This is a genomic window from Cupriavidus sp. DL-D2 (assembly GCF_039710735.1).
In the GTDB taxonomy this organism is placed as follows: Bacteria; Pseudomonadota; Gammaproteobacteria; order Burkholderiales; family Burkholderiaceae; genus Cupriavidus.
Map to the genome: position 1 here is coordinate 52333 of NZ_JBDKXK010000024.1, position 14851 is coordinate 67183.

General features: G+C 64.2%; 12 protein-coding genes. 1 reads left to right on the forward strand and 11 read right to left on the reverse strand.

All coding sequences use genetic code 11. The features are described 5' to 3' along the window. From ABDB81_RS15175 to ABDB81_RS15215, 9 genes are all read right to left on the reverse strand, one after another. Complete coding sequence (locus ABDB81_RS15175) at positions 1–771, reverse strand: ABC transporter permease (RefSeq protein ID WP_346811932.1); 771 nt, start codon at positions 769–771, stop codon at positions 1–3. Positions 772–818: 47 nt separating this feature from the next. Beyond that, positions 819–1769: an ABC transporter ATP-binding protein gene (locus tag ABDB81_RS15180; protein ID WP_346811893.1), complete on the reverse strand. Its 951-nt coding sequence runs from the start codon at positions 1767–1769 to the stop codon at positions 819–821. Positions 1770–2021: 252 nt separating this feature from the next. After that, entirely contained in the window at positions 2022–2321 is a 300-nt protein-coding gene (locus ABDB81_RS15185; protein WP_137925298.1) for an STAS domain-containing protein, read from the reverse strand. 140 nt (positions 2322–2461) lie between these two features. Continuing rightward, on the reverse strand, positions 2462–3085 hold the full coding sequence (locus ABDB81_RS15190) for an ABC transporter substrate-binding protein (protein ID WP_137925297.1): 624 nt from the start codon (positions 3083–3085) through the stop codon (positions 2462–2464). Between the two features lie 220 nt (positions 3086–3305). Further along, complete coding sequence (locus ABDB81_RS15195) at positions 3306–4079, reverse strand: VacJ family lipoprotein (protein ID WP_137925296.1); 774 nt, start codon at positions 4077–4079, stop codon at positions 3306–3308. Continuing rightward, a complete protein-coding gene (mlaD, locus tag ABDB81_RS15200; RefSeq protein WP_137925295.1) occupies positions 4076–4651 on the reverse strand; it encodes an outer membrane lipid asymmetry maintenance protein MlaD in 576 nt (191 codons plus the stop codon). Before mlaD ends, ABDB81_RS15195 begins: the two co-directional genes overlap by 4 nt. A gap of 21 nt (positions 4652–4672) precedes the next feature. Next, positions 4673–5449: a lipid asymmetry maintenance ABC transporter permease subunit MlaE gene (gene mlaE / locus ABDB81_RS15205; RefSeq protein ID WP_137925294.1), complete on the reverse strand. Its 777-nt coding sequence runs from the start codon at positions 5447–5449 to the stop codon at positions 4673–4675. Beyond that, positions 5446–6285, reverse strand: coding sequence for an ABC transporter ATP-binding protein (locus tag ABDB81_RS15210; protein WP_346811895.1), 840 nt, complete (start codon positions 6283–6285; stop codon positions 5446–5448). The genes mlaE and ABDB81_RS15210 overlap by 4 nt, the downstream gene beginning before the upstream one ends. A 194-nt stretch (positions 6286–6479) precedes the next feature. Next, complete coding sequence (locus ABDB81_RS15215; RefSeq protein WP_160473061.1) at positions 6480–7568, reverse strand: tripartite tricarboxylate transporter substrate binding protein; 1089 nt, start codon at positions 7566–7568, stop codon at positions 6480–6482. A 174-nt stretch (positions 7569–7742) separates the two neighbouring features. Between ABDB81_RS15215 and ABDB81_RS15220 the strand changes: the two genes are divergently transcribed. Then, positions 7743–8261: a GNAT family N-acetyltransferase gene (locus ABDB81_RS15220; RefSeq protein ID WP_346811897.1), complete on the forward strand. Its 519-nt coding sequence runs from the start codon at positions 7743–7745 to the stop codon at positions 8259–8261. Positions 8262–8336: 75 nt separating this feature from the next. On the opposite strand, the gene ABDB81_RS15225 is transcribed toward ABDB81_RS15220, so the two are convergent. Together ABDB81_RS15225 and ABDB81_RS15230 are read right to left on the reverse strand one after the other, a co-directional pair. Continuing rightward, complete coding sequence (locus tag ABDB81_RS15225) at positions 8337–9803, reverse strand: glutamate synthase subunit beta (RefSeq protein ID WP_137925291.1); 1467 nt, start codon at positions 9801–9803, stop codon at positions 8337–8339. A gap of 114 nt (positions 9804–9917) precedes the next feature. Continuing rightward, positions 9918–14585 carry a glutamate synthase-related protein gene (locus ABDB81_RS15230; RefSeq protein WP_202126800.1) on the reverse strand — a complete coding sequence of 1556 codons (4668 nt, stop codon included), beginning with the start codon at positions 14583–14585 and terminating at the stop codon, positions 9918–9920. Between the last annotated feature and the right edge of the window lie 266 nt (positions 14586–14851).

The window sequence follows — 14851 nt, forward strand, 5'->3', positions numbered from 1 at the left end:
TCAATGCCGCAGCTTGTAACCCTTGCGCAGCAGGTGCAGCGCCAGCGCGGCCAGCACGACGAATGCCACCGCCACCACGGCCAGGCTGTACATCGGCGGCACGTCGGACACGCCGAAGAAGCCGTAGCGGAATCCGTCGATCATGTAGAAGAACGGATTGGCGTGCGACACCGCCTGCCAGAACGGCGGCAGGGAATGAATCGAATAGAACACGCCGGACAGGAACGTTGCCGGCATGATCAGGAAGTTCTGGAACGCGGCCAGTTGATCGAATTTCTCCGCCCAGATGCCGGCGATCAGCCCCAGCGTGCCCAGGATGCCCGCACCGCCCAGACCGAAAAGCAGGATCCAGAACGGATGGGCGAAGTGCAGGTTGGCAAACCATGCCGTCACCAGCAGCACGCCCAGGCCCACGCTGAGTCCGCGGATGATCGACGCCACCACATAGGCGCCGAACATCTCCCAGTGCGACAGCGGCGGCAGCATGATAAATACGAGATTGCCGGTGATCTTGGACTGGATCAGCGACGAAGAACTGTTCGCGAACGCATTTTGCAGCACGCTCATCATCACCAGGCCAGGCACCAGGAATGCGGTGTAGCTGATCTGGTCATAGACGCGCACGCGGCCTTCGAGCACATGGCCGAAGATCAGCAGGTACAGCACGGCGGTCAGCACCGGCGCGGCCACGGTCTGGAAGGCGACCTTCCAGAAACGCAGCACTTCCTTGTAGAGCAGCGTGCGGAAGCCCACCAGCCCGCCCACGGCCATCGCATCCAGCCGTTGCTGCTGGGTCACATCCACGTCGACGGGGTTCTTCATGCCGCGGCCTCCATGGCGGAATTCGGCAGGCTGCCGGGCATCTCGCCCTCACGGCGCATGATCTGCACGAATACATCCTCCAGGTCGGCCTTGCTGATTTCCATGTCTTCGATTTCGCATCCGGCGGCGCGCAGCGCGCCCAGGATCGGCTCCACGGCCTCATAGCCCGACAGGCGCAGGCGATGCGCCCGCTCGCCCGGGTTGCCCTGCGTGCGCAGTGCTTCGAGTTCCGCCGGCAGCGTACCCTTCGAAAGTGTCAGGACGAGTTGCAACCCGGCGAACTGGTTCAGCAGGCTGCTGGTACGGTCCAGCGCCACCACCTCGCCGAACTTGAGCATCGCGATGCGATCGCACAGCGCCTCGGCTTCTTCCAGATAGTGCGTGGTCAGGATGATCGTGTGGCCTTCGCGGTTCAGGCGCGAGATGAACTTCCACAGGGTCTGGCGCAGTTCCACGTCCACGCCGGCCGTCGGCTCGTCGAGCACGATCACGGGCGGGCGATGCACCAGCGCCTGCGCCACCAGCACGCGGCGCTTCATGCCGCCCGAGAGCTGGCGCATGTTGCTGTCGGCCTTGTTGGTGAGATCCAGGTTGGCCATGATCTCGTCGATCCAGTCGTCGTTACGCGACAACCCGAAATAGCCCGACTGCAGCCGCAGCGTCTCGCGCACGGTGAAGAACGGGTCGAACACCAGTTCCTGCGGTACCACGCCCAGCATGCGCCGCGCCATGCGGTAATCGTCCACCACATCGTGACCCAGCACGCTGACCGCCCCCGAATCGGCGCGATTCAGGCCCGCGAGGATCGAGATCAGCGTGGTCTTGCCGGCGCCGTTGGGACCGAGCAGGCCGAAAAACTCGCCACGCTCGACGCTGAAACTGACGCCCTTGAGCGCCTGCAAGTTGCGGTAGCGCTTGCGGACATCGGTAATTTCGATGGCTTTCATGGCCAGATGTTGGGACGGGGCCGCTTGCACGGCCGGGCCTCTCTTGGAGTTGGGAAGCGACCCTGAGGTTAGCCGCGAAGCACCTGAGGGAACGGTCTCAGGGCAGTTGGGGGCGACTTGGGGACGAACAACCCGGAATTATAGGGGATGCGGGGGTTCTCCCGCTCTGACCTGCGCGACGGCGGGCCAGGCCCGACGCCGTGGCATCGCATGACCGCGCGCTTGAGTCCGCGCACGGCAACGGATGCCGGTTCAATGTCGGTGGTGGTGGTGCTGCGGGAGGGTGGCGCCGGCGGACAGACCCAGCAGGGTGTCGACGCCGTAAAGGCTGGCCAGCGACTGCAACTGCGGTGGCACACCCTGGAGCGCCAGTGTCTGGCCACGTTGCTCGGCAGCACGCTGCCACGCCAGCAGCACGGCCACGGCCGACGAATCGACGTGGGTCAGCGCACTGCAATCCACCGTCACGTCGCCCTGCCGCACATGCGACAGCCCGTCACGCAGCACGTCGGCGGCGTTGCGGTTGGTCAGCGAGGAGCCAAAGGCTGGCATGGGATCAGGGAGGCTTCGGGAGAGGAATCGAAACTCCCGCCTGCAAACAAAAAAGTGCAACAGGCGGGAGCGAGCGGCCATTGTAGACCAGATCCGCGCGCCATGTTGCGGCGCAACGGTTTCCAGCGTCACATGGACAGTCAGCCCTTGGCGTTGGCCAACTGGCGGTTGCGGTCCTGCAGCGTCTTGATGATGCCGTCGATACCCTGCTGGGTAGCAATCGTGTTGAAGCTGCCCTTGTAGGCTTCGGTCAGCCACGCGCCCAGCACGTTGATGTCATAGACTTTCCAGCCTGCAGCGGTCTTCTCAAGGCGGTAATCCATCTGGATCGGCTCGCCCTTGTTGATGACCTGCGTACGGATCGTCGCGTCGGTGTCCTCTGCGGTGCCACGGTACGGACGGAACTGCACCTTCTGGTCGCGGATCTGCGCGATGGCGCCTGCGTAGGTACGGATCAGCAACGTCTTGAACTCGTCGGCGATCACTTTTTGCTGCTCGGGCGACGCTTTCGACCAGTTACGGCCCATGGCGATCTGCGTGGTGCGCGTGAAATCGGCATGCGGCAGGATCTTCTGTTCCACAAGTTGCGTGATCTTGCCGATGTTGCCAGCCTGCATGTCCTTGTCGGCCTGCACGGTCGCCATCACGTCGTTCACGACGGTCTTGACCAGACCGTCCGGCGTGGCAGTGTCGATGGCCTGGGCCTGTGCGGCGCCCGAGAATGCCAGGACAGTCAGGAATGGAAGCAGAACTCGCTTGAGCATGTGAATTTTCCTCTTTTCATTGTGGTGACACTGCAATATCGGCAGGGCCACGCCCTCCCGGTACACCAGACACGGCGCCGGGACGGGCTCATTGAAACATAGGCGCCGTCGGGGCGCTGCCCGAATCATGCCTGAGACACCACTTTCAAACACTTTGTTTCAGGGCTGACAGCGCGCTCACAGCGCCGCACGTCCTTGACTAGACTGGGCTGGCGCCGGATCAGCCAGCGCTCGTCGTGGTGGGTGCCGCGCCATCGTCCTTCGGTGCCGGCTTGTCGTCTCCGTCATCCTCGTCGTCCTTGGACTTCGGCGGATTGCCGTCATAGATCAGGTACTGGCGGCGCTGCAGGTACGAATCGCGCAGGAACGAGTACTTGTCCAGCGCCGCGGCCTCGATCAGGTTGGACGCACCCAGCAACTGTGCCCGGCCGTCGACCACGCGAACCCCCGATACTGCAAGGCTGGCGGTCCACGGCGAGATATAGAAGGTGGGATCCATGAAACGGTCCACCACCATGCCCGACGCGTCGCGCACGCTGCTCGGCCCGAACAGCGGCAGCACCAGGTATGGGCCCGTCGGCACACCCCAGACCCCCAGTGTTTGGCCAAAATCTTCCTTGTACTTGGGCAGGCCAGCCGGCGTGGCGATGTCGATCAGGCCACCGATACCCAGCACGCTGTTGATGGCCACGCGCATCGTGTCTTCCATCGCACGCGTCGGCTTGCCCTGCAGCAGGTTGTTGCCGGCCGAGTAGACATCGCTGATGTTGGAGAAGAAATTGCCTACTGCCGTGCGCACCGGCGAAGGCACGACGTTCTGGTAACCCTCGGCCACCGGCTTCAGCGCGTAGCGGTCGAGGTTGTCGTTGAACGTGCTGACGCCGCGATTGAAGGGTTCCAGCGGATCGGCCGGGTTGGCTTGGGGACCCGTGGCGCAACCCGCCAGGGCAAAGGCGGCAACGGAGGCCGCGATCAGGCGTTGATAGGAACTCATTTGCTGCCGCCAAGCCCCGGCGCCGCAGGCAAGGCTGCCGCGCCCGAGCCGGACGTATCCGTCGAAGAAGAAGGGGTGGCCGGCGTCGAGGCGGGGGCCGGCGAGCTGCCGCCGCCCGCATCCGCGGCCTTGTTATAGAGGAACTGACCGATCAGGTTCTCGAGCACCACGGCGGACTGGGTCATCGTGATCTTGCTGCCCTGCGCCAGCATCTTGTCGTCGCCGCCCGCTTCGAGCCCGATGTACTGCTCGCCCAGCAGGCCCGAGGTCAGAATCTTGGCCGAGGTATCTCTCGGGAATTCGAAGCGCTTGTCCAGGTGCATCGTCACCTTGGCCAGGTATTCCTTGTCGTCGAACGTGATCGACGACACACGGCCCACCACCACACCCGCGCTCTTGACCGGTGCGCGCGGCTTCAGGCCGCCGATATTGTCGAAGTTGGCGGTTACCGTATAGGTGTCCTGGAACGAAAAGCTGCTCAGGTTGCCGGCCTTGAGCGCCAGGAACAGCAGTGCAGCAAAGCCCACCACCACAAACAGCCCCACCCAGTAATCGAGCGAATTTTTCTTCATGCGAGTCTCTTTTGGAATGCTTTAGCTGAACATCAGCGCGGTCAGCAGGAAATCCAGCCCCAGCACGGCCAGCGACGCCATCACCACGGTGCGCGTCGTGGCGCGCGATACCCCTTCAGGCGTCGGGTTGGCCTCAAACCCCTGGTACAACGCAATGAACGTCACCGCGACACCAAAGATGAAGCTCTTGATCACGCCATTGAGCACGTCGGCGCGCACATCGACACCGCCCTGCATCTGCGACCAGAACGCGCCGGCATCCACGCCGATCAACTGCACACCCACGACATAGCCGCCCAGGATGCCCACGGCGCTGAAAATGGCCGCCAGGACCGGCATGGCAATCACGCCACCCCAGAAGCGCGGCGCTATCACGCGTTGCAGCGGATTCACGGCCATCATTTCCATGGCCGTAAGTTGCTCGCCCGCTTTCATCAGGCCGATCTCGGCCGTCAGCGACGTACCGGCGCGGCCCGCAAACAGCAGCGCCGACACCACCGGACCCAGCTCGCGCACCAGCGAGAGCGCCACGAGCAGCCCCAGCGCCTGTTCCGAGCCGTACCGGTTCAGCGTGTAGTAGCCCTGCAAGCCCAGCACGAATCCGACGAACAGCCCCGACACCGCGATGATCAGCAGGGACAGGTTGCCCACGAAGAACACCTGATCGGTCACCAGCCGGAAACGGCGGAAGAGCGCAGGCGATAGCGCCAGCAATGCCACGAACATGCGCGTCGCTCGGCCCAGGCCACCCACGAACTGGCGCAGCGCGGCGCCGATGGAGATGAAGAAGCCGGTCAACGCGAGCCTCCGGCGAGAAAATCTTCGGCCAACGAGGGGCCGGCATAGTGGAATGGCACCGGGCCGTCCGCCTCGGCACGGACAAACTGGCGCACGAACGGATCTTCCGACCGGCGCAGCTCCTCTGGCACGCCTTCGGCCGCGATACCGCCGTTGGCAATGAAATACACGTAGTCCGCGATCTGGAACGTCTCCTGCACATCGTGCGAGACGATGATCGTGGTGGCGCCCAGCGCGTCATTCAGGTTGCGGATCAGGTTGGCCGTCAGGCCCAGCGAGATCGGGTCGAGTCCGGCGAACGGCTCGTCGTACATCAGCAGCGCCGGATCCAGGGCAATCGCCCGGGCCAGCGCCACCCGCCGTGCCATACCGCCCGAGATCTGTGCCGGCATCAGGTCCCGCGCACCGCGCAGCCCTACGGCATTCAGCTTCATCAGCACCAGATCACGAATCATCGACGCGGGCAGATCAGTGTGCTCGCGTAGTGGAAACGCCACATTATCGAAGACGGAGAGGTCAGTGAACAGGGCCCCGAACTGAAAGAGCATGCCCATCTGACGCCGCACGGCATAGAGACCGGGCTGATCCATGGTGTCGATATCGGCGCCATTGAACGTCACACGGCCTCGTTGGGGGCGCACCATGCCGCCGATCAGCCGCATCACGGTGGTCTTGCCGCAGCCCGATCCGCCCATGACCGCTACGACCTTTCCACGCGGAAAACGCATCGAAAGCCCGGAAAGTATGGGCGTGGCGCCATCGGCATACGCGAAATCGACGTCCGTGAGTTCGACGATGTTCGGGCCGGTAGCAAGCTGGCCAGCAGGGTTCGGCACGGTAGCGCTCACAATGTCACCGGTTTTAGGCAGGTCGCCATTATAAGGGCTACTACCTACCGGTCACTGTCCCGTGTGGTGATCTCACCATTGCCAGCACGACAACAATCGGCATCCGGTGGGAAACGAGGTGGCATCTGCAGATGCGGACTACGCGCCACCTGCCCTCGGGAGGCGTACCAGCCGGGCCGCATTCAGGGTTCAGCGCGTGTCCCGCCTTGCCTCATGATGACCTGCCACTGTACCGATTCCGACCGGATGGCCGTGGCGAAAGCCTCGGGCGAATCCCGCACCGGCGTGAGCCCGGCAGCCAGCAACTGGGTCTGCACGTCCCGCTCGTTTGTCACGTTGTCCAACTCGCCGGCCAGGCGGGCGACAATGGCTCGTGGCGTCTTGGCAGGGGCCATGACGCCGTACCACGCCAGGGCGCCATAGCCATCGAGGCCCGACTCTTGCAGCGTGGGCACTTGCGGCGCCAGCGGCGACCGCAGCGGCCCAGCCACGCCAAGTATCTTGAGTGCGCCTGATCGCACATGACTCTGCACGGCCGTCCACGAACAGAAACAGGCGCTGATGCGGCCCGCCAGCATTTCCTGGACGACGGCATTCTCGCCCTTGGCGGTGACCAGCGGCACACCGTTCGAGACGCTGCGCACCGCGTACTCGGCATAGAGATGGGATGGACTCCCGGGCTGACCATAGCCGTAGCTGTACGACGCCGGATTCGAGCGCACAGCGGTAACCCACTGCTGCGACGTCGTCATCGGCAGCCGTCCGTCGATGACGAGAAACAGCGGCGTGGCAGCCACCCGGGCCACGGGCGTGAAGTCGCGCATCACGTCGTAAGGCACGGGCTCCAGCCCTGGCTGGATCAGCATGTTGGCCTGATGGAACAATAGCGTGTGCCCATCGGAACTGGCCTTGGCCACGAGGTCGCCGGCCATGGTGCCCGATGCACCCGGACGGTTATCCACTTCGACAGGCACCGCCAGCCGTACCTCCAGCCGCTCGGCGAGCAGGCGCGCGACGGCATCGGCCACACTGCCGGCCGGGAATGGCACGATCATGCGCAGCGACCGCGCCGGGAAAGATATCTGGCGATTCTGCAATTCCGCGCGGGAGCTGTGCGGAATGCTCGCAAGCTGGGCGAAAGCAGGAGGCTGAGCGAGGACCGTCGTCATGCCGCTCAGGCAGACAACTGCACACCCCAACCACTTGGCAGCGAGTATTGGCAACTTCGCTTGACCTCGCCAAAGCCGCATACAAACGCGTACTTCGGTCATCAATTTCCTCCGGGCCGCAGCCCACCGCAGCGGCACCAGTTCGGCTGAAAGGGATTCTCGAGGCAGTTTCTTTTGTTATGTTCTGTGGAAATTCTAAGAAGAAGAGCGGGCGCGGCACAGACACGTAAACGCTCTCAGGGCGGACCCCAATGTGAGCGCTCGTATAATCCGCCGATGCATCCGAAGTCAGAATTCACGCTGCGGCCGATGCGCGCCGCCGACTTGCCCGCCGTGCTCGATATCCAGGCGCAATGCTATGGCGCCGCGCTCGTGGAAACTGCCGCGGCGCTGGCGAGCCGACTGGACCTCTCGCCCTCCACTTGCTGGATCTCCGGATTGCCCGATGGGACATTGGCCGCCTATCTGTTCACGCACGCCTGGCCCGAGACATCGTTGCCGCCATGGAATGGCGCACTCGCGCGGGACTGGCGCGATAGCGAATCGCTGACGTGGTTCGTGCATGACATGGCCGTAGCGCCGATCGGGCGTGGGGCGGGTCTGGCGGCGCAGCTCTACGAGGCGGCGCGCGAGGTGGCGTGGAATGCGGGCCTGCGGTCTTCACGGCTGGTCGCCGTACAGGATGCCGATGGATTCTGGCGCAAGCTTGGGTACGCGCCGGTGGCGAGGCATTCGCTTGGCGCGAAGCTGGCGACGTATGGGGAGGGGGCGGTGTTGATGGAGTGTGGGCTGTAAATTCATCACCCGCCGTCTGGCTCCCCTCTCCCACACGGTGGGAGAGGGGCGAAAACCGGAGGCACCGGTTGATGCTTACCGCGGCAGTTCCGAATATCCCATCAGGAACGCATCCACCGAACGCGCGGCCTGACGGCCTTCGCGGATGGCCCAGACCACGAGCGACTGGCCGCGACGGACGTCGCCGGCGGCGAAGACCTTCGGCACGTTGGTGTGATACGCGCGCTCGCCTTCGGTCGATGCCTTGGCGTTCTTGCGAGCGTCGGTATCCACGCCAAACGCTTCGAGCACCGAACCTACCGGGTTCGTGAAGCCCATTGCCAGCAGCACCAGATCGGCCTTGAGCACGAACTCGCTGCCCGGCACTTCCTGCATGCGTCCGTCCTTCCATTCCACGCGGCACGCCTTCAGCGCCGTGACCTTGCCGTTCTCGCCGATGAATTCCTTGGTGGCCACCGACCAGTCGCGCGAGCAGCCTTCGTCGTGCGACGACGACGTGCGCATCTTGATCGGCCAGTACGGCCACACCAGCGGCTTGTTCTCTTCTTCCGGCGGCTGCGGCAGCAGTTCGAACTGCGTCACCGACACCGCGCCATGGCGGTTCGACGTACCCACGCAGTCAGAGCCCGTATCGCCGCCACCGATCACGATCACGTGCTTGCCTTCGGCACGGATCTCGTTGGCGCCGTCGCCGGCCACTTCCTTGTTTTGCGGAATCAGGAATTCCAGCGCGTAGTGCACGCCATCCAGATCGCGGTTCGGCACCGGCAGATCGCGCGGCACTTCGGAGCCGCCCGCCAGCACCACGGCGTCGAACTGGTCCATCAGCGCCTGCGCAGTCACCGTTTCGCGAGCGTAGTTCTTGATGCCGGCCGGCAGCTTGTCACCATCGGTCACCATCACGCCCGTGCGGAACGTCACGCCTTCCGACTGCATCTGCTCGATGCGGCGGTCGATCAGCGTCTTTTCCATCTTGAAGTCGGGGATGCCATACCGCAGCAGGCCACCCACGCGGTCGTTCTTCTCGAACACGGTCACGTCGTGACCGGCGCGCGCCAGTTGCTGCGCAGCGGCCATGCCCGCCGGGCCCGAACCCACCACGGCCACGGTCTTGCCGGTCTTGTGCTTGGCTACCTGCGGTGCGACCCAGCCTTCTTCCCAGGCCTTGTCGATGATCGCGTGCTCGATCGACTTGATGCCCACCGGCAGTTCGTTGATGCCGAGCGTGCAGGCTGCCTCGCACGGTGCCGGGCAGATGCGGCCCGTGAACTCGGGGAAGTTGTTGGTCTGGTGCAGCACCTCGATCGCCGACTTCCAGTCCTGGCGATACACCAGGTCATTGAAGTCGGGAATGATGTTGTTGACGGGGCAGCCGTTGTTGCAGAACGGAATTCCGCAGTCCATGCAGCGCGCACCCTGGAGCTTCGCTTCGTTGTCCGACAGCGCGAACACGAACTCCTTGTAGTGCTTCACCCGCTTGACTACCGGTTCGTAGCCTTCGTTCTGGCGCGGAAATTCGAGAAAGCCAGTCGCCTTACCCATGTTGCATCCTTGGTCTTGCTTGGCGCGAGGCGGCCGGGCCAGCCTCGCGTGGGGTCAGTATCTTGTCGGCGCCGCGGCCCGTGGCCGCAGGCGCCCTCTCGTGGGGCTGCCCGATCAGGCGGCTACCGCTTCGCGATCGTTGTCGCGTGCGGCCTGCTCCTTGGCGTACATCTCGCCCAGCGCGCGCTTGTACTCGGTCGGGAAGACCTTGACGAACTTGCGGCGTGCCGTTGCCCAGTCGGCCAGCAGCGCCTTGGCGCGCTCCGAACCGGTGTAGCGGAAATGCTGCTCGATCAGGTTGCGCAGGATCACTTCGTCCAGCTGGCGCTTGCCATCGAACTTGTGCCACTGCGATTCCGGCTGCTCCTTCTGCTGGTCCGCCGAGGCGAGCACCGGATCGAGTGCCACCATCGCCGTGTTGCAGCGCTTGTCGAACAGGCCGTCCTCGTCATAGACGTAGGCCAGGCCACCCGACATGCCAGCCGCGAAGTTACGGCCCGTACCACCCAGCACCACCACCGTGCCGCCGGTCATGTACTCGCAACCGTGGTCGCCCGTGCCTTCCACAACTGCCGTGGCGCCCGAGTTACGCACCGCGAAACGCTCGCCGCCCACGCCGTTGAAGAATGCTTCTCCAGCCAGCGCGCCGTACAGCACCGTGTTGCCGACGATGATGTTGCGCGTCGGGTCGCCACGGAACTCGTGCGGGGCACGCACGATCACGCGGCCGCCGGACAGGCCCTTGCCCACGTAATCATTGGCATCGCCGACGAGGTCGATCGTCACACCGTGCGCCAGGAACGCGCCGAACGACTGGCCGGCCGTGCCCTGGAACTGGATGTGGACGGTATCGTCGGGCAGGCCCTCGTGACCGTACTGCTTGGCAATCACGCCGGACAGCATCGCGCCCACCGTGCGGTTCACGTTCTTGACCGGCTGAATGAACGAGACGCGCTCACCCTTGTCGATGGCAGGACGCGCCTTGGCGATCAGCGTGTGGTCCAGCGCCTTGCCGGCTTCCACCGACAGGCCGTGGTCCTGCACGTCGGTGTGGTAACGCGGCACATCCGCCGGGAACGGTGCCTGGTAGAAGATGCGGCTGAAGTCCAGGCCGCGTGCCTTCCAGTGTTCGATGCCACCGCGCGTGTCGAGCAGGTCAGCGCGGCCGATCAGTTCGTCGAACGTGCGGATACCCAGTTGCGCCATGATCTCGCGGGCTTCCTCTGCAACGAAGAAGAAGAAGTTCACCACGTGCTCGGGCTTGCCCTGGAATTTCTTGCGCAGCGCCGGGTCTTGCGTGGCCACGCCCACCGGGCAGGTGTTCAGGTGGCACTTGCGCATCATGATGCAGCCCTCGGCCACCAGCGGTGCCGTGGCAAAGCCGAACTCGTCGGCGCCCAGCAGCGCGCCGATCACCACGTCGCGGCCCGTCTTCATCTGGCCGTCAGCCTGCACGCGAATGCGGTTGCGCAGGCCGTTCAGCATCAGCGTCTGCTGCGTTTCGGCCAGACCCAGTTCCCACGGCGATCCGGCGTACTTGATCGACGACCACGGCGATGCGCCCGTGCCACCGTCATGGCCGGCGATCACCACGTGGTCAGCCTTGGCCTTCGCCACGCCGGCCGCCACGGTGCCCACGCCCACTTCGGACACGAGCTTGACCGAGATGTCCGACATCGGGTTCACGTTCTTCAGGTCGTGGATCAGCTGTGCCAGATCCTCGATCGAGTAGATGTCGTGGTGCGGCGGCGGCGAGATCAGGCCAACGCCCGGCACCGAGTAACGCAGCTTGCCGATGTAGTCGGACACCTTGTGGCCCGGCAACTGGCCGCCTTCGCCCGGCTTGGCGCCCTGCGCCATCTTGATCTGGATCTGGTCGGCGGAAGCCAGGTACTCGGCCGTGACGCCGAAGCGGCCCGACGCCACCTGCTTGATCTTCGAGCGCAGCGAGTCGCCAGCCTTCAGTTCCAGGTCCTTCTCGATGACGTGATCGCCCAGCAGGCTCTTGAACGTGTCGCCCTGCTTGATGGGAATGCCGCGCAATTCGTTGCGATAGCGCTTCTCGTCCTCGCCGCCTTCGCCCGTGTTGGACTTGCCGCCGATGCGGTTCATCGCCACGGCCAGCGTTGCGTGCGCTTCGGTCGAGATCGAACCGAGCGACATCGCACCCGTGGCGAAGCGCTTCACGATTTCCTTGGCGGACTCCACTTCTTCCAGCGGAATCGCGCGGGCCGGGTCAACCTTGAACTCGAACAGGCCGCGCAGCGTCATGTGGCGACGGCTCTGGTCGTTGATGATGTTCGCGTATTCCTTGTACGTCTGGTACTGGCCCTTGCCATCGTCCGCACGCACCGAGTGCTGCAGCTTGGCGATAGAGTCCGGCGTCCACATGTGTTCTTCGCCGCGCACGCGGTAGGCGTATTCGCCGCCCGTGTCGAGCATGCTCTCCAGCACCGGGTTGTTGCCGAATGCATCGCGATGCAGGCGCAGCGCTTCCTCGGCCACCTCGAAGATGCCGATACCTTCGACATTCGACGGCGTGCCGTGGAAATACTTCTGCACCAGTTCGCGCGACAGACCGATGGCTTCGAAGATCTGGGCGCCCGTGTACGACATGTACGTGGAGATGCCCATCTTCGACATCACCTTGAACAGGCCCTTGCCGATCGCCTTGACGAAGTTCTTGACTGCCTTTTCCGGCGACAGGTCGCCCGACAGGCCCGCGGCCATGTCGGCCAGCGTTTCCATCGCCAGGTACGGGTGCACGGCTTCCGCGCCGTAGCCGGCCAGCAGTGCGAAGTGGTGGACTTCACGGGCCGAACCCGTTTCCACGACCAGACCGGCGGACGTACGCAGGCCCTTCTCCACCAGGTGATGGTGGATAGCCGACGTGGCCAGCAGCGCGGGAATCGCCACCTCGCCACCGTCCACGCGACGGTCCGTCACGATCAGGATGTTGAAGCCCGAGCGCACGGCGTCCACGGCTTCCGCGCACAGCGATGCCAGGCGGGCTTCAATGCCTTCCTTGCCCCACGCCACCGGGTAGCAGATGTTCAGTTCGTAAGAACGGAACTTGCCACCGGTGTAGTGCTCGATGTTGCGGATCTTGGCGATGTCCTTGAAGTCCAGCACGGGCTGGGACACTTCGAGGCGCATCGGCGGGTTGATGTTGTTCAGTTCCAGCAGGTTCGGCTTCGGACCGATGAACGACACCAGCGACATCACCATGTTCTCGCGGATCGGGTCGATCGGCGGGTTGGTCACCTGTGCGAACAGCTGGCGGAAGTAGTGGTACAGCGTCTTGTTCTTCGACGACAGCACGGCCAGCGGCGAGTCATTGCCCATCGAGCCCGTGGCTTCCTCGCCGGCCAGCGCCATCGGCGCCATCAGGAACTTGACGTCTTCCTGCGTGTAGCCAAATGCCTGCTGGCGATCCAGCAGCGGCGACACCGGCTTCTTCTCGGCCGCCACGTCTTCCGGCTTGGCGTCGATCTCGTCCAGCTTGATGCGGACGGCGTCGATCCAGCTCTTGTACGGCTTGGCGTTGGCCAGGTTGTCCTTGAGTTCCTTGTCGTCGATGATGCGGCCCTGCTCCATGTCGATCAGGAACATCTTGCCCGGCTGCAGGCGCCACTTCTGGACGATGCGCGATTCCGGGAACGGCAGCACGCCAGCTTCCGAAGCCAGCACGACGAAATCGTCCTCGGTCACATAGAAGCGGGCCGGACGCAGGCCGTTACGGTCCAGCGTGGCGCCGATCTGGCGGCCATCGGTAAAGCAGATGGCGGCGGGGCCGTCCCACGGCTCCATCATCGCGGCGTGGTATTCGTAGAAGGCACGACGGTTGTCGTCCATCATGGTGTGCTGTTCCCAGGCTTCCGGGATCATCATCATCATGGCGTGGACGAGCGGGTAGCCGGCCATCGTCAGCAGTTCGAGGCAGTTGTCGAACGATGCCGTGTCCGACTGGCCCGGATAGATCAGCGGCCAGAGCTTGGGCAGGTCATCGCCGAGCACGGGCGACGAGATCGCGCCAGTCCGCGCGTTCACCCAGTTCACGTTGCCCTTGACCGTGTTGATTTCGCCGTTGTGGGCAACCATGCGGTACGGGTGGGCCAGTTCCCAGGCCGGGAAGGTGTTCGTCGAGAAGCGCTGGTGAACCAGGGCCAGTGCCGACACGGCGCGCGAATCCTGCAGGTCCAGGTAGTACTCGCCCACCTGGTTGGCCAGCAACAGACCCTTGTACACCACGGTACGGGCCGACATCGACGGCACGAAGTATTCCTTGCCGTGCTTGAGCTTCAGCGCCTGGATGGCGTGGCTGGCCGTCTTGCGGATGACGTAGAGCTTACGTTCCAGCGCGTCGGTGGTCATGATGTCGCGGCCGCGACCGATGAAGATCTGGCGGATGACCGGCTCGGTCTCGCGCACCGTCGGCGACATCGGCATGTTGGCGTCCACCGGCACATCGCGCCAGCCCAGCACGACCTGGCCTTCCAGGCGCACCGTGCGTTCGAGTTCCTGCTCGCAGGCCAGACGCGACGCGTGTTCCTTCGGAAGAAAGATCATGCCCACGCCGTACTCGCCGTTCGGCGGCAGGGTCACGCCCTGCTTGGCCATTTCCTCGCGGTAGAACTGGTCCGGAATCTGGATCAGGATGCCGGCCCCGTCGCCCATCAGCGGGTCAGCGCCCACGGCGCCCCGGTGATCCAGGTTCTCCAGGATCTTCAAGCCCTGCGAAACGATTTCGTGGGACTTCTTGCCTTTGATGTGCGCGACCATGCCGACGCCGCAGGCGTCGTGCTCGTTGGTCGGGTCATACAGGCCCTGGGCCTGCGGGCGGGCGGCGAGTGCATCAGAAGCGGTGGGGTGTTGCGTATGGTCCACGGGCTGAATTCCGGTGAAGGCTGCGCAATCAGCGCGCGTGCAGACCGTAGGGGTGGCTGCTGCAGGGCCTCTTTATCGGGCGTGGCAAGCAGGCACCGCAGCGGCGTACACGAGCGTGACGCGCCGCACAATGACTGTGTGGGTGGGGCAACTATAAGAGA

Excerpts from the sequence above, each read along its gene's own strand:
- ABDB81_RS15180 (WP_346811893.1), bottom strand. The coding sequence starts at position 1,769 with ATGAAAGCCATCGAAATTACCGATGTCCGCAAGCGCTACCGCAACTTG.
- ABDB81_RS15225 (WP_137925291.1), bottom strand. The coding sequence starts at position 9,803 with ATGGGTAAGGCGACTGGCTTTCTCGAATTTCCGCGCCAGAACGAAGGC.
- ABDB81_RS15230 (WP_202126800.1), bottom strand. The coding sequence starts at position 14,585 with ATGGTCGCGCACATCAAAGGCAAGAAGTCCCACGAAATCGTTTCGCAG.
- ABDB81_RS15220 (WP_346811897.1), top strand. The coding sequence starts at position 7,743 with ATGCATCCGAAGTCAGAATTCACGCTGCGGCCGATGCGCGCCGCCGAC.
- ABDB81_RS15195 (WP_137925296.1), bottom strand. The coding sequence starts at position 4,079 with ATGAGTTCCTATCAACGCCTGATCGCGGCCTCCGTTGCCGCCTTTGCC.
- ABDB81_RS15215 (WP_160473061.1), bottom strand. The coding sequence starts at position 7,568 with ATGACCGAAGTACGCGTTTGTATGCGGCTTTGGCGAGGTCAAGCGAAG.
- ABDB81_RS15185 (WP_137925298.1), bottom strand. The coding sequence starts at position 2,321 with ATGCCAGCCTTTGGCTCCTCGCTGACCAACCGCAACGCCGCCGACGTG.
- mlaD (WP_137925295.1), bottom strand. The coding sequence starts at position 4,651 with ATGAAGAAAAATTCGCTCGATTACTGGGTGGGGCTGTTTGTGGTGGTG.
- ABDB81_RS15190 (WP_137925297.1), bottom strand. The coding sequence starts at position 3,085 with ATGCTCAAGCGAGTTCTGCTTCCATTCCTGACTGTCCTGGCATTCTCG.
- ABDB81_RS15175 (WP_346811932.1), bottom strand. The coding sequence starts at position 771 with ATGGCCGTGGGCGGGCTGGTGGGCTTCCGCACGCTGCTCTACAAGGAA.